The sequence below is a fragment of the Serratia sp. ASV30 genome, from assembly GCF_016428815.1.
GTDB classification, from domain to species: domain Bacteria; phylum Pseudomonadota; class Gammaproteobacteria; order Enterobacterales; family Enterobacteriaceae; genus Chania; species Chania fonticola_C.
This window is the reverse complement of the sequence record NZ_JAELTL010000014.1, coordinates 78,383-93,566: the sequence shown is the minus strand read 5'-3', so window position 1 is coordinate 93,566 and position 15,184 is coordinate 78,383. Positions and strand designations below refer to the sequence as shown.

Sequence of the window (15,184 nt, the reverse complement as noted above, 5' to 3'; positions counted from 1 at the left end):
TAACCCATTGGCGAGGTGGATATGTTTATCCAGGAAACGCTCAGGTTTGTGGTTGATATATTAAAGGTCCCGGCGGTATTGGTCGGGGTGATTGCCTTGATTGGCTTATTGGCACAAAAGAAATCTTTTTCTGACGTAGTCAAAGGTACGGTTAAAACCATTCTGGGCTTTATTGTGTTGGGCGGTGGGGCGACGGTATTAGTCGGCTCGCTGAATCCATTGGGCGGCATGTTTGAGCATGCGTTCAATATTCAGGGAATTATTCCCAATAACGAAGCCATTGTCTCTATCTCACTAGAGAAATACGGTGCCTCCACCGCGTTGATCATGGCGTTTGGCATGGTGGCCAACATCATCGTGGCCCGCTTTACCCGCTTGAAATACATCTTCCTGACCGGACACCACACCTTCTACATGGCCTGTATGATCGGCATCATCCTCACCGTGGCCGGTTTTGAGGGCGTACAGCTGGTGTTCACCGGAGCGTTGACTCTGGGCTTGGTGATGGCGTTCTTCCCGGCGATCGCCCAGCGCTATATGCGCCGCATTACCGGTAACGACGACATTGCCTTTGGCCATTTCGGTACCTTGGGCTATGTCCTTTCCGGCTGGATCGGCTCCAAGGTGGGGAAAAACTCGCGTTCCACCGAGGAGATGAATTTACCTAAAAACCTCAGCTTCCTACGTGACAGCTCGATTTCCATCTCGATGACCATGATCGTGATCTACCTGATCCTGGCTATCTGCGCGGGCCAGGATTACGTCGAAAGCCAATTGAGTGGCGGGCAGAACTACCTGGTGTACTCGATTATTCAGGCGATCACTTTTGCCGCCGGGGTATTCATCATTCTGCAAGGGGTGCGCCTGATCCTGGCCGAGATCGTCCCGGCCTTTACCGGCTTTTCGGAAAAACTGGTCCCTAATGCCCGCCCGGCGCTGGACTGCCCGGTGGTCTATCCCTACGCCCCTAATGCGGTGTTGATTGGTTTCCTGTTCAGCTTCCTGGGGGGCTTGGCCGGTCTGTTCTTGCTCGGCCAAATGAAGATGGTGCTGATCCTGCCGGGCGTGGTGCCGCACTTCTTCACCGGGGCCACTGCCGGGGTGTTCGGCAATGCGACCGGCGGGCGGCGCGGTGCCATGCTGGGGGCATTTGCCAACGGTCTGTTGATTACCTTCCTGCCGGTGCTGTTGTTGCCGGTACTGGGCGCGCTGGGTTTTGCCAACACCACCTTCTCCGATACGGACTTCGGTGTGGTGGGGATCGTGTTGGGCAATATGGCGCGCTTCCTGACCAAAGAAATGATCATGGTCGCGATCGTCGCCATCTTTGGCTTGCTGGTCGCACATAACTTCTTGGGGAAACGCAAAGATGCCCCAGCCAAAAATAAGGAGGAAAGCTCATGAGCAACACCGTGACTGATTTGACGCAATTGGCCGGGGCAATCCGTCTGGAAACGCTGAAGGCACTCACTGGACTGGGATTTGGCCATTATGGTGGCTGTATGTCGGTGGTTGAAACGCTGGCGGTGCTGTACGGCGAAGTGATGCGTATCGATCCGGGTGACCCGGATTGGCCTGAGCGCGATTATTTCGTGCTGTCGAAAGGCCATGCAGGCCCGGCGCTGTATAGCGTGCTGGCGCTTAAGGGCTATTTCCCATTGGAACAGCTGCAAACGCTCAACCAGAATGGCACCCGGTTGCCGAGCCACCCAGACCGTTTGCTCACCCGTGGGGTAGATGCCACCACCGGTTCGCTCGGGCAAGGGGTCTCTATCGCTGCCGGTATGGCGCTTGCACACCAACTGGCAAAGCGCAGCAACCGGGTATTCTGCATCCTGGGGGACGGTGAATTGAACGAAGGCCAATGCTGGGAAGCGTTCCAGTTTATCGCCCACCATAACCTGCATAATCTGACGCTGTTTATTGATTACAACAAACAGCAGTTGGACGGCGCGCTGGATGAGGTGATCAAACCCTTCGATCTGGCCGGTAAATTCCGCGCTTTTGGTTTTGAGGTGCAAACCGTTCGTGGGGATGACATTGCGGCGATCCGAGATGCCGTATTGCCGGAACGTAGTGGAGAGCAACGGCCATTGGTGGTGATCCTCGATAGCCTCAAGGGGCAGGGGGTGGCTTACCTGGAGAACCTGAAAAACTCACATCATCTGCGCTTAACGCCAGATGTTCGCAGCGAAATCGAAAAGGCCATTGCCGAGCTGGAGGCCGCCTATGTTTAACCTGGAAATGCCGTTGGAAAAAGACGCCGTAGAAATGCGCAAGGTGTACGCCAGCGTGATCCGTCAACAGGCCGAGGCCGATACGCCAGTGATCGCCTTGGAGGCCGATCTGATGAGTTCGATGGCGATGGATGGCGTACATAAGGATCACCCAGAGCGGGTTATCAACTGCGGCATCATGGAGGCCAATGTGATTGGCGTGGCCGCCGGTTTGTCACTGAGCGGACGAGTGCCATTTGTTCACACCTTCACCGCTTTTGCCAGCCGCCGCTGTTTCGATCAGCTGTTTATGTCGTTGGACTATCAGCGCAACAACGTTAAGGTGATCGCTTCCGATGCCGGGGTCAGCGCCTGCCATAACGGGGGCACGCATATGTCGTTTGAAGACATGGGGATCGTGCGCGGCCTGGCGAATTCGGTGGTGCTGGAAGTGACCGATGCCACCATGTTCCAGGATATTTTGCAGCAACTGGTGAAGTTGCAAGGCTTCTACTGGGTGCGAACCATCCGTAAGCAGGCGACACGAATTTATCCCGCAGGCTATCGTTTCACCATCGGTAAGGCTAATTTGCTGCGTGACGGCAGTGATATTACGCTGATCGCCAACGGCATTATGGTCGCCGAAGCGTTGCAGGCGGCGCAGGAGCTGCAACAGCGTGGCATTAGCGCGGCGGTGATAGACATGTTTACGCTCAAGCCTATCGATCGTGAAATCATCAAAACCTTTGCGGCGAAAACCGGCAGGATCGTCACCTGCGAGAACCACAGCATTCATAACGGACTTGGTTCGGCAGTGGCGGAGGTACTGGTGGAAGAGTGCCCGGTACCGATGCGGCGGGTGGGAGTGAAAGGCCGCTATGGGCAAGTGGGTACGCAGGAGTTCTTGCAGCAGGAATATGGCCTGACGGCGGCGCATATTGTAGCGGCTGCGGATGAGCTATTGGTCCTCCCATAGGGAGAGGGAACTGATAGGCGGCGCTCTGCTGGAAGTAAATAGGTCATTTCAACAAATTCGACCGCCCCCTCATCCAAGGTGAGCCACCGAATTTTCAGATCCACTCGATCGGTCCCCTCTCCCTGTGGGAGAGGGTTAGGGTGAGAGGCATCAGGAGGTGCATTGCTTACTCTTTGTTGACGCCAAAAATAAAACGGCCCGGTGATGATCACCAGGCCGTTATGGGTATTACCAGAGTCTAAAGGTGCCGTAGTGGCACCTTTGTCTCATCAGGCTTTAGCTGCCTGTGCATCAGCCTGAGCCGACTGGATCGCCGTCAGGGCTACGGTATAGACGATGTCGTCAACCAGAGCACCACGGGACAGGTCGTTCACCGGCTTGCGCATGCCTTGCAGCATTGGCCCGATAGATACCAGGTCAGCAGAACGCTGCACCGCTTTATAAGTGGTGTTACCGGTGTTCAGGTCCGGGAAGATGAACACGGTCGCCTGACCGGCTACTGGCGAATTAGGCGCTTTGGATTTGGCCACGTCGGCCATGATCGCTGCGTCATATTGCAGTGGGCCATCGATGATCAGATCCGGGCGTTTTTCCTGTGCCAGACGGGTCGCTTCACGCACTTTCTCAACGTCGCTACCTGCACCGGAATTACCGGTAGAGTAAGAGATCATCGCTACGCGTGGTTCGATACCGAATGCGGCTGCGGAATCGGCAGACTGAATGGCGATTTCAGACAGCTGTTCAGCGGTTGGATCCGGGTTGATCGCGCAGTCACCGTAGACCAGAACCTGGTCAGGCAGCAGCATGAAGAACACGGAGGAAACCAGGGAACTGCCCGGTGCGGTTTTGATCAACTGCAACGGTGGGCGGATGGTATTGGCGGTGGTGTGAACGGCACCGGAAACCAGGCCGTCAACTTCGCCTTTCTCCAGCATCAGGGTGCCGAGAACCACGTTGTCTTCCAACTGCTCACGCGCAACCACTTCGGTCATGCCCTTGCTCTTGCGCAGCTCAACCAGACGCGGCACATAGAGTTCACGCACGGCGACCGGATCGACGATCTCGATGCCTTTACCCAGCTCAACGCCCTGCGCGGCGGCAACGCGTTTGATCTCTTCCGGATTACCCAGCAGCACACATTCCGCGATACCACGTTCGGCACAGATGGCCGCCGCTTTCACGGTGCGTGGCTCGTCGCCTTCCGGCAGCACGATGCGTTTACCCGCTTTGCGTGCCAGCTCGGTCAGCTCATAACGGAACGCCGGTGGGGACAGACGACGTGAACGCTCAGAAGTGGCGGTCAGGGACTCGATCCATTCGGCGTTGATGTGGCTGGCCACGTAGTTCTGTACTTTCTCAATACGCTGATGGTCGTCTGAAGGCACTTCGAGGTTGAAGCTTTGCAGGCTCAGCGAGGTCTGCCAGGTGTTGGTGTCAACCATGAACACCGGCAGGCCGGTTTCAAAGGCGCGCTCACACAGCTTGTTGATGGAGGCATCGATCTCGTAGCCGCCGGTCAACAGGATGGCACCAATTTCCACGCCGTTCATCGCGGCCAGGCAGGCTGAAACCAGCACGTCCGGACGGTCGGCAGAAGTGACTAACAGGGAACCTGGGCGGAAGTGTTCCAGCATGTGCGGAATGCTGCGCGCACAGAAGGTCACAGATTTTACCCGGCGGGTCATGATGTCGCCTTCGTTGATCACTCGCGCCTTCAGGTGGCGGGCCATATCAATGGCACGGGTAGCGATCAGTTCGAAGCTCCACGGTACGCAACCCAACACCGGCAGCGGGCTGTTGGCGAACAGCTGTGCAGGATCGACGTTGGCTACGCTGGCCTTGGTGGAATCGTCAAAGATTTCGGACAGGTCTGGGCGAGTACGGCCCTGATCGTCCACCGGAGCGTTCAGCTTGTTGATGATCACGCCGGTAATGTTTTTGTTCTTGCTGCCGCCGAAGCTGGAGCGAGCCAGTTCGATGCGCTCGGTCAACTGGGCTGGAGAATCGTTGCCCAGTGCCAGCACAAAGACGATCTCTGCGTTCAGCGTTTTGGCGATCTCGTAGTTCAGCGAGTTGGCGAACTGATGCTTACGGGTAGGCACCAGGCCTTCGATCAGCACCACTTCTGCGTCTTTGGTGTTTTCGTGGTAACGGGCCACGATCTCTTCCATCAGCACGTCCTGCTGGTTGGAGCTCAACAGGCCCTCAACGTAGCTCATACGCAGGGGTTCGGCCGCCGGAATGGTCGAGTTGCTGCGGATGATGGTGGTGGTCTGGTCGAGGGAATCGCCGCCGGTACGCGGTTGGGCAATAGGTTTGAACACGCTCAGGCGAACGCCTTTTTGCTCCATGGAGCGGATGACACCCAGGCTGACGCTGGTCAGACCGACGCTGGTGCCTGTGGGGATCAACATAATTGTACGTGACACAGAATAGTCCTCTTCACGGTTTTCTGCCTGCAACGGGGGCGCAGACAAAGATGACAGGCTCAAAACAACACCGCCAGCCTGGGCTGACGGTGTGGAGAGCATTAAGCGGTCAGACGGGAAGCGTCTTGCGCGATGACCAATTCTTCGTTGGTCGGGATCACCAGTGCCGGACGGCTGCCGTCTTTGGTGATGTTGCCTGATTTGCCGAAGCGGGCAGCCAGGTTGCGTTCATGATCGATTTCAAAGCCCAGCAGGCCCAGTTTGTCAAGGGTCAGCTCACGTACCATCGCGGCGTTCTCACCGATACCACCGGTGAAGATCACGGCATCCAGACGGCCTTCCATCAGGGCGCTATAGGCACCAATGTACTTGGCCAGACGGTGGCAGAAGACGTCCATGGCGCGCTTGGCATCAGCCTTGGTGTCATAGTTGTCTTCAACGTAACGGCAGTCGCTGGTGACTTCAGTCAGGCCCAGCAGGCCAGACTCTTTGGTCAGCATCTTGTTGATCTGGTCAACGCTCATGCCCATGGCGTCGTGCAGATGGAAGATGATGGCTGGATCGATGTCACCACTGCGGGTACCCATTACCAGACCTTCCAGCGGGGTCAGACCCATGGAAGTATCAACACACTTACCGTTGCGTACTGCGGTTACGGAACCTCCGTTGCCCAGATGGCAGGTGATGATGTTAACTTCTTCAACCGGCTTGTTCAGCGCCTTCGCGGCTTCTTGCGTCACATAGAAGTGGCTGGTGCCGTGTGCGCCGTAGCGACGAACGCCATGGTCGCGGTACAGGCAGTACGGCAGGGCATACAGATAGGACTCTTCCGGCATGGTCTGATGGAACGCGGTGTCAAACACGGCAACGTTTTTATCAGCCAGATTAGGGAAGGATTTCAACGCTTCAGCAATACCGATCAGGTGAGCCGGGTTATGCAGTGGTGCAAAAGGTACCGAATCTTTGATACCCTGCAGGACTTCGTCGTTGATGACGGCAGAAGCCGTGAACTTCTCGCCGCCGTGCACGATGCGGTGGCCGATAGCGGTCAACTGGGCAGAAAGCTCTGGTTTTTGTGCCAGAATAGTATTAACAATGAAGTTCAGCGCTTCGCTGTGCGCTGCACCGGCACCCAGTGCCGCTTCTTGTTTACTGCCATCCATTTTCCATTTGATACGGGCTTCAGGAAGATGGAAGCACTCGGCCAGGCCAGAGAGGTATTCTTCACCGTTGGCTGCATCGATGATGGCGAATTTCAGGGAAGAACTGCCGCAGTTAAGGACCAGTACTAGCTTACTCGACATGGAAGTACCTACTTATAGTTCGTGTTGGTATTAAGGAAGACCCAAAAACACGTGGTGAATAAAACGTCAATCAGACAACAAGCGTAGCGCATAATGCCGTTGACATTTATGATTAACATCATGTCAGTGATACAAAGGACACAATGATGAAAAAACCGATGATTTCTCTGCGGTTTAAGCGATCCTGATTTTTACCGTTTCCTAGCCCCACATGGCCGCCAACGGCAGGATTAGGGAGATAGGGCTAAAAGTTGACAAATCTTCTGTCATCTTCTACCGGCACATGGCCGGCTTAGGATACCGATAGCCCGCCACAAACACAAAATAAATTTAAAGCTTCAACTTTTTTGTTAGTGTGTTTGCAAGAATATTTTATTTTTTATACGTGAAGTTGAGGTGCGCAATGACGAGCAGACCATCCGGTTCCGTAAGCTGGTTTCAGATATTCCAGCGCGGGCAGCATTACATGAAAACCTGGCCAGCAGACAAACGGCTGGCACCGCTTTTCCCTGAGAACCGCGTGGCGCGCGCTACCCGCTTTGCCGTTCGCTTTATGCCCCCGTTGGCGATTTTTACCCTGACCTGGCAGATCGCGCTCGGCGGTCAGCTTGGCCCGGCGATCGCTACTGCTTTGTTCGCCTGTAGCCTGCCGATGCAGGGGCTGTGGTGGTTGGGCCGTCGTTCCGTGACGCCGTTGCCGCCAACCTTGCTGCAATGGTTCCATGAGGTCCGTAACAAGCTGGCGGAAGCCGGGCAGGCGATTGCCCCCGTTGAAGGGACGCCAACCTACCAGGCGCTGGCGGACGTGCTGAAACGTGCCTTCAAGCAGTTGGACAAAACCTTCCTCGACGATCTTTAAGCGCTACTGGGCCGGGGACTCACCGGCCTTGCTTGCTTTATGCCGCAAATTCGTGCCCTGATCATGTCTGGCTACGCCCCACATTTGACCAATATCCCGGTTCAAATCAAAGAAAGGTTTAGTTGTGATTCCACGCCATACTGAAGTCATGCGATGCTCTGGTTAATTTGCAGAACTGAGGACAATGAAATGGAAATGACTCACGCCCAACGGCTGATTTTGTCGAATCAATACAAGATGATGACCATGCTCGATCCGGACAATGCAGAGCGCTACCGCCGCTTGCAGACGATCATCGAGCGCGGTTTTGGTTTGCAAATGCGCGAGCTGGATCGTGATTTTGGTGAGATGAGCGAAGAAGTGTGCCGCACCATCATCAACATCATGGAAATGCACCATGCGCTCCAGGTTTCCTGGGAGAACCTCAAGGATCGCCAGGGGCTGGACGCGCGTCGCCTGGCATTCCTTGGTTTTGATGCTGCAACCGAAGCACGCTACCTGAGCTATGTGCGTTTCCTGGTGAACACGGAAGGGCGGTATACTCATTTCGATTCTGGTAGCCACGGGTTTAACGCCCAAACCAAAATGTGGGAAAAATACCAGCGCATGCTGAGTATCTGGCTATCCTGCCCACGCCAGTATCATTTGAGCGCCGTCGAGATTGCGCAAATCATCAATGCCTGATTAAACGTAGAGGGGTTTCCCGTGGAGTGTAAGGGTTTTCTGTTCGATCTTGATGGAACGTTAGTAGATTCATTACCGGCAGTAGAGCGAGCCTGGACGCATTGGGCAGAACGCCATGGCATCAGCCCGCAACAGGTGCTGGACTTTATCCACGGGAAACAGGCGATCACCTCGCTGCGTCACTTTATGCCGAATGCCACCGAGGCTGAGCTACAGCATGAGTTCAAACTGCTTGAGCAGGTGGAAGCAGAGGATACCGACGGCGTCAACGCTCTGCCTGGTGCATTGGCCTTGCTGGAGCAGATCAATGCGTTGGGGATACCTTGGGCGATTGTCACCTCGGGTTCCGTGCCAGTAGCTAACGCACGCCGTATTGCCGGTGGGTTGCCACTTCCTGAAGTGTTTGTCACCTGTGAGTTGGTCAAACAAGGTAAACCGTATCCAGACGCCTACCTGTTAGGGGCAAAAGGCCTTGGGCTGGCACCGCAGGACTGTGTGGTGGTGGAAGATGCCCCAGCCGGGATCCTTTCCGGTTTGGCAGCTGGCTGCCAGGTGATTGCGGTAAATGCACCGGCAGACGCACCGAAACTAAACCAGGTGGATCTGATCCTTTCCTCCTTGGAACAGCTCAAGATAACCAGGTCCGAACAGGGTGCAATCATCGAACTTATTGCTTAATCTGCACTTTATTACCCCAATTTGATTAGACCCCGCATCGGCGGGGTTTTTTTATGCTAATTTCTTATGCCGGGATCACTGCAGAATGAGGCCGTTTTGAACAGCGAATTACTTTGGGTTTTGAGTTTATTGTTAATAGCCATTGTGCTGTTTACCACCAACAAGCTGCGTATGGATGTGGTGGCACTGTTGGTGATCATTGCGTTTGTGCTCAGTGGAACCTTGAGCTTGCAAGAGGCAACGGCTGGCTTCAGCGATCCTAACGTCATTCTGATTGCCGCCCTGTTCGTCATTGGCGAAGGGTTGGTGCGCACCGGGGTGGCCTATCAGGTTGGTGACTGGTTAGTGAGAGTGGCAGGCAGCAGTGAAACCAAGATGATGATGCTGCTGATGTTTACCGTTGCCGGGCTGGGGGCCTTTATGAGCTCAACCGGGGTGGTAGCCATCTTTATCCCCGTGGTGCTCAGCGTCGCGGTACGCATGAAAATCTCCCCAGGGCGGCTGATGATGCCTCTGAGCTTTGCCGGTTTGATCAGCGGCATGATGACGCTGGTCGCCACGCCGCCGAATATGGTGGTCAACAGCGAACTGGTGCGTGAAGGCATCACTGGTTTCGGGTTCTTTGGCGTCACGCCAATTGGTTTGGTGGTGTTGCTGTTGGGCGTGGGTTACATGCTGATTGCGCGCCGCTGGCTCGGCGACAGCGGCGGCACCAAAACCAAGTCGGCCTGGGAGCGTCGGACTTTCCGCGATTTAATTCGCGACTATAAGCTCACCGGCCGGGCGCGTCGTTTGGCGGTGCGTAGTGGTTCCCCCCTGATTGGCCGTTCGCTGGATGAGCTGCATTTGCGCGCGCGTTACAGCGCCAACGTTATCGGCATCGAGCGCTGGAAGCGTTTTCGCCGGGTGATGATCAGCGCCTTTGGCAGCACGGAACTGCGCGAAGGGGACGTATTGCTGATCGACATGACGGATTGCGATATCGATCTGCGTCAGTTCTGTAGTGAGCAACAACTTGAGCCCATGGTGCTGAGAGGGGAATATTTCTCCGAACAGTCACGCAACGTGGGGATGGCCGAAGTTTCGCTAATCCCTGAGTCGGCCCTGCTGGGGAAAAGCGTGCGCGATGCCACTTTCCGTAGCCGTTACGATCTCAACGTAGTCGGCATCCGCCGCAATGGTGAAACCCTGCAAGGCAAGCTGGTGGATGAGCCTTTAGGGCTGGGGGACATTCTGTTGGTGATCGGCGATTGGAAAGCAATCCGCCAGTTGCAGGCCAAAACCCATGACTTTATCGTCTTGAACCTGCCCGCAGAAGTGGACGAAGTGGCACCGGCTATCACCCAGGCTCCTCATGCGTTGTTCTGCCTGGCGCTGATGGTGGCAATGATGCTGACCGACGAGATCCCGAATCCGATCGCCGCGCTGATCGCTTGCCTGTTGATGGGGCGTTTTCGCTGCATCGATATGGAAAGCGCCTATAAGGCGATCCATTGGCCTAGCATCATTTTGATCGTCGGTATGATGCCCTTTGCCCAGGCGTTGCAGAAAACGGGCGGGGTAGACCTGATCGTCCGTGGGTTGATGGACGTTGCCGGTGACGCCGGGCCACACGTCATGCTGGCCTGTCTGTTTGTCCTGTGCGCCACCATAGGGCTGTTTATCTCCAACACCGCCACGGCGGTATTGATGGCTCCAATAGCCATCGCCGCGGCCCGTGAAATGGGAGTTTCGCCTTATCCGTTCGCCATGATTATCGCGATTGCCGCCTCTGCCGCCTTTATGACGCCGGTGTCATCACCGGTCAATACGCTGGTGTTGGGGCCGGGGAACTACAAGTTTGGCGATTTTCTGAAAATTGGGGTGCCTTTCACCGTGCTGGTGATGATTGTCAGCGTGATCCTGGTGCCTTGGTTGTATGCGTTTTAAGCACACGGTTTGCGTTTTATGTCAGGATTAAGAAAAGGTGCTTTATCTTTTTTTAGAACGCTAACGACCGAAACCAGAAAGCGTTTTGGCATTTTATCGGCTCATGCTGCAGCTCGTTGAGACTTTACGGCGGCCCATGTCGCCCAAGCTTAGTTTAGCGATCCTTCTGGAGTTGCCATGAAAATGAAACATGGATTTATAACCCTTACTTTAGCTTCGTAGTGTTGGACGCAGATAAACACACCCGGGTGCAAGAATATACCAGCGCGTATTACGGGGATATTGCCACCGGTGAGACCACCGAAAGCCTGAAGGTACGACCTGCGGCTAAGGTGTCGCAGACTGCCAGGTGCATATGCACCTGGCTCTAAGCTCACATTGTTGAGTCGCTGCTGATTTCATCCAGCGAAAGGCTGAAACTCGGGATGAATACCTGCATAAAATAATCCATTTCCGGGCTGTGGCGCATTTGCAGCGTTTTCTCCAGACGAGCCTTGGCCTGCTTGAACTCATTATTCCCCGCCGAAAGCTCCTCCAGGCACTTCAGATAAGCGCATAGCGCATCGGCCTGCTTCACGATCAGCTTTTCGTCCTCGCTGTGATGATGCTCATCCAGGATAGAGCGGAAATCGTTTTGTAACTCTTCCGGCAGCATCTCCAGCAGCTTTTGCTGGGCAATCTTCTCGATTTTTTTGTATTCGTGGGCAATCTGCGGGTTGTAATACTTGATGGGAGTAGGCATATCACCGGTCAGCACTTCGCTGGCATCGTGATACATCGCCAACAACGCCACGCGTTCGGCATTCAGGTTGCCGTTAAACTTGCGGTTTTTGATCGCGGCCAGCGCATGGGCGACAAAGGCGACCTGCAAGCTGTGTTCGGAAACGTTTTCGGTACGCACATTGCGCATCAGCGGCCAGCGGCTAATCAGTTTCAAACGGGACAGGTGGGCAAAGAAGTGGCTCTGGCTCATGATGTTCTCTCTTTGGGTCTGTAGGAGAGCAGTATACTGCGTCAGTGCCAATCAGAGAAACGGGCGCCGCACGCAGCGCCCGGCAAAAATTACTGGTGATAGGTTTCCAGGAAGCGGCCCAGTTTGCCCACCGCCATTTCCAATTCATCCACGCGGGGCAGAGTAACGATACGGACGTGGTCTGGGTAAGGCCAGTTGAACGCGCTGCCCTGTACCAGTAACACTTTCTCTTGCAACAGCAGATCCAGCACCAGCTTCTGGTCGTCGCGGATGTTAAAGCGCTTGGCGTCGATGCGTGGGAACATATAGAGCGCACCCTGAGGTTTCACGCAGGAAACGCCAGGGATATCGTTCAGCAGTTCCCAGGTGCGGTCACGTTGTTCATACAGGCGGCCACCAGGCTGAATAAATTCGCTGATGCTCTGGTAACCCCCCAGTGCCGTCTGAATCGCATGCTGCATTGGTACGTTGGCACAAAGACGCATGGAAGCCAGCATCTCCAGCCCTTCAATATAGCCTTTGGCATGCTTCTTCGGCCCGTTGAGCACCATCCAGCCCTGACGGAAACCGGCAACGCGGTAGGTTTTGGACAGGCCGTTAAAGGTGACGGTCAGCAGATCTGGGGCCAGTGCGGCGATGGAGTGATGCTCTGCCTCGTCGTAGAGGATCTTGTCGTAGATTTCGTCGGCAAAGATGATCAGGTCATGCTGGCGGGCGATCTCGACGATCTGTTCCAGCAGTTCTTTGCTGTAGACCGCGCCGGTTGGGTTGTTAGGATTGATGATCACGATGCCACGGGTGCGTGGGGTGATTTTGCTGCGAATATCATCCAGATCCGGGAACCAGCCTGCTTCCTCGTCGCACATATAGTGCACGGCCTTGCCGCTGGAAAGCGACACGGCGGCGGTCCACAGCGGATAGTCTGGCGCAGGCACCAGCATTTCATCACCGATATTCAGCAGCGCTTGCATGGACTGCACGATCAGCTCAGAAACGCCATTGCCAATGTAGATATCCTCAACGGTCACGTCACGCATGTTACGTGCCTGGTAGTGCTGCATGATCGCCTTGCGCGCCGAGTACAGCCCTTTGGAATCGCAGTAGCCTTGTGCCGTTGGCAGATTGCGGATCACGTCGACCAGAATTTCATCGGGGGCATCAAAGCCGAATGGGGCAGGGTTGCCAATGTTCAGCTTGAGGACTTTATTGCCTTCTTCTTCAAGACGTTTCGCTTCTTTGAGCACCGGGCCACGAATGTCATAACAGACGTTGTCCAGTTTGCTGGATTTCTCAATGGGGGACATAGAAAGTTGAGCCTTTTGCTAAGATAGGGTCGTTCCTACCGTGGAACACCGCAATCCGTCCAATGTACTCCTGGAGGCCGGGCTTTTGAAGGGTTATGCACTGCTTTGGTGAAAACGATCGGCAAAAATCGCTTTTTAAGACAATAACTGTCTGAATTGATCTATTTTTTAGTGATTAAGTCTGAATTTGTATTTATTTTAAGATTTATATGTCGGGTGGTGAGCGCATCACGTAAGGGGTTTTTATCAGTTAACCGCTGAAAGACGTGCGCCAAGCGCCAGAAAAACACCAAAGCCGCATAAAAATAGTAATATGGGATTAATCTGGTTTCTTGTCGGTACTGACAATACCACACTGAGTTGAAGTAGAATTACATTAGACCCACTTCAGTAATTAACTTAAATTTTATTTAAGTAATGGTCAGTGTCTTTTAATAATCAAAAGACTTACTGCTTGAATTTATTAAATTCCCTAATCGATGAGTCGTTGGATATACGAGGGGGTTGTTAATATTTTGTACAGAAAACAACAATGCTGTCATGGTCTCTGGCGGCCAGAGATCGAGGTAACCGGGAGGAAAGGGGGGATTTTGCCCGCATAGGATTATCAATGCTTATAAGGGTAAGCACTTTTCGTCGTAACTTTCACCACTATCAATAAGCCGTTGCGATAGATCATGGATAAAAAGCGATGCAGATAACGAAATATAAGTAATTTTTTTGCCCTCTTCTAATGAGTGGGGTACTGTCATAAGTGGCGCATGCCCTTTTCAGCTGCGTCTTAGAAATACACCAGGGTAGTTTGTAAATTAGAATTTAAAAAGTGAAGAAAACACTATGACAAGTGCAAATCGTCCGATACTTAATCTCGACCTCGATCTGCTAAGAACCTTTGTTGCTGTTGCTGATTTGAATACGTTTGCGGCGGCTGCCGTTGCCGTTTGTCGTACTCAGTCCGCAGTCAGTCAACAAATGCAGCGGTTAGAGCAATTGGTTGGCAAAGAGTTGTTCGCCCGTCATGGGCGCAATAAGTTGTTAACCGAACACGGTATCCAGCTTCTCGGCTACGCCAGGAAAATCCTGCGCTTCAACGACGAAGCCTGTGCCTCCTTGATGTACAACAATATCAAGGGTGTCCTGACTATCGGTGCTTCTGATGACACCGCCGATAGCATTTTGCCCTTCTTGCTAAACCGCGTGACGTCGGTCTATCCCAAGCTGGCGATTGATGTGCGGGTGAAGCGTAGTCCGTTCATGATCGACATGCTGAAGAACGGCGAAGTGGATCTGGCCATCACCACCGTGGATACCGAAGGGCATCCGCACATCGTTCTGCGCACGTCTCCAACGCTGTGGTACTGCTCGGCGGATTACCATTACCAGGCGGGGGAACCGATCCCTCTGGTGGTGATGGATGAGCCAAGCCCGTTCCGTGCGATGGCGATCAAGCACCTTGACGCTGCCGGTATTCCTTGGCGTATTGCCTACGTGGCCTCTACGCTGTCTGCGGTGCGCGCTGCGTGCCGGGCAGGTTTGGGGATCACCGTACGGCCAATCGAGATGATGAGCCCAGATCTGCGAGTCCTGGGGGCGACGGAAGGTTTACCGCATCTTCCTGATACTCAGTATGCGCTGTGCAAAGACATGAAGTGCGAAAATGAACTGGCCATGGCGATCTTCAGTGCCGTACAAAACGGCAGTGAGATTTACCACTTCGGTGGCGGTGAATCTTCGGTGATCGATGAAGGTTCCAGCCTGGTGGATAGCGAAGAGTAGCGTTTTACTCTAAGCTTGCCGTATTGAAAGTTACAAACCTCTGCCATGGCGGAGGT

12 protein-coding genes are annotated in these 15,184 nt (G+C 54.2%); 8 read left to right on the top strand and 4 right to left on the bottom strand.

Going from position 1 to position 15,184, the window contains the following annotated elements:
* The first annotated feature begins 21 nt into the window (after nt 1–21).
* Genes JHD74_RS08885 through JHD74_RS08875 form a run of 3 tightly spaced genes read left to right on the top strand, consistent with a single transcriptional unit; the run spans nt 22 to nt 3,192 of the window.
* Nucleotides 22–1,404, top strand: coding sequence for a PTS ascorbate transporter subunit IIC (locus JHD74_RS08885; RefSeq protein WP_024530683.1), 1,383 nt, complete (start codon nt 22–24; stop codon nt 1,402–1,404).
* Nucleotides 1,401–2,237: a transketolase gene (locus JHD74_RS08880; RefSeq protein ID WP_024530684.1), complete on the top strand. Its 837-nt coding sequence runs from the start codon at nt 1,401–1,403 to the stop codon at nt 2,235–2,237. The genes JHD74_RS08885 and JHD74_RS08880 overlap by 4 nt, the downstream gene beginning before the upstream one ends.
* A complete protein-coding gene (locus tag JHD74_RS08875) occupies nt 2,230–3,192 on the top strand; it encodes a transketolase family protein (RefSeq protein ID WP_199062432.1) in 963 nt (320 codons plus the stop codon). The genes JHD74_RS08880 and JHD74_RS08875 overlap by 8 nt, the downstream gene beginning before the upstream one ends.
* A gap of 269 nt (nt 3,193–3,461) precedes the next feature.
* On the opposite strand, the gene pta is transcribed toward JHD74_RS08875, so the two are convergent.
* Both pta and ackA read right to left on the bottom strand, forming a co-directional pair.
* A complete protein-coding gene (pta, locus tag JHD74_RS08870) occupies nt 3,462–5,621 on the bottom strand; it encodes a phosphate acetyltransferase (RefSeq protein ID WP_024529584.1) in 2,160 nt (719 codons plus the stop codon).
* Between the two features lie 101 nt (nt 5,622–5,722).
* Nucleotides 5,723–6,925, bottom strand: a complete 1,203-nt coding sequence (gene ackA / locus JHD74_RS08865) for an acetate kinase (protein ID WP_199062430.1) — start codon at nt 6,923–6,925, stop codon at nt 5,723–5,725.
* Nucleotides 6,926–7,328: 403 nt separating this feature from the next.
* On the opposite strand from ackA, the gene yfbV reads away from it, so the two are divergent.
* The 4 genes from yfbV (at nt 7,329) to JHD74_RS08845 (ending at nt 11,075) form a co-directional block, all read left to right on the top strand.
* The gene (yfbV, locus tag JHD74_RS08860) at nt 7,329–7,784 is read left to right on the top strand and encodes a terminus macrodomain insulation protein YfbV (RefSeq protein ID WP_024485138.1); all 456 of its coding nucleotides are present in this window, start codon (nt 7,329–7,331) and stop codon (nt 7,782–7,784) included.
* Between the two features lie 189 nt (nt 7,785–7,973).
* Nucleotides 7,974–8,468 (top strand): YfbU family protein, encoded by a 495-nt coding sequence (locus JHD74_RS08855; protein ID WP_021178532.1) that lies wholly within the window; start codon nt 7,974–7,976, stop codon nt 8,466–8,468.
* 21 nt (nt 8,469–8,489) lie between these two features.
* Nucleotides 8,490–9,146 (top strand): sugar phosphatase, encoded by a 657-nt coding sequence (locus JHD74_RS08850; protein ID WP_024529586.1) that lies wholly within the window; start codon nt 8,490–8,492, stop codon nt 9,144–9,146.
* A 96-nt stretch (nt 9,147–9,242) separates the two neighbouring features.
* The gene (locus JHD74_RS08845; protein WP_024529587.1) at nt 9,243–11,075 is read left to right on the top strand and encodes an SLC13 family permease; all 1,833 of its coding nucleotides are present in this window, start codon (nt 9,243–9,245) and stop codon (nt 11,073–11,075) included.
* 373 nt (nt 11,076–11,448) lie between these two features.
* Here the strand turns inward: JHD74_RS08845 and yfbR are convergent, their stop codons facing one another.
* Together yfbR and JHD74_RS08835 are read right to left on the bottom strand one after the other, a co-directional pair.
* On the bottom strand, nt 11,449–12,048 hold the full coding sequence (yfbR, locus tag JHD74_RS08840) for a 5'-deoxynucleotidase (RefSeq protein WP_024529588.1): 600 nt from the start codon (nt 12,046–12,048) through the stop codon (nt 11,449–11,451).
* Between the two features lie 89 nt (nt 12,049–12,137).
* Nucleotides 12,138–13,352 carry a pyridoxal phosphate-dependent aminotransferase gene (locus JHD74_RS08835; protein ID WP_074028088.1) on the bottom strand — a complete coding sequence of 405 codons (1,215 nt, stop codon included), beginning with the start codon at nt 13,350–13,352 and terminating at the stop codon, nt 12,138–12,140.
* A gap of 837 nt (nt 13,353–14,189) precedes the next feature.
* Here JHD74_RS08835 and lrhA point away from each other — a divergent pair.
* On the top strand, nt 14,190–15,128 hold the full coding sequence (lrhA, locus tag JHD74_RS08830; RefSeq protein ID WP_024529590.1) for a transcriptional regulator LrhA: 939 nt from the start codon (nt 14,190–14,192) through the stop codon (nt 15,126–15,128).
* The last annotated feature ends 56 nt before the right edge of the window (nt 15,129–15,184 follow it).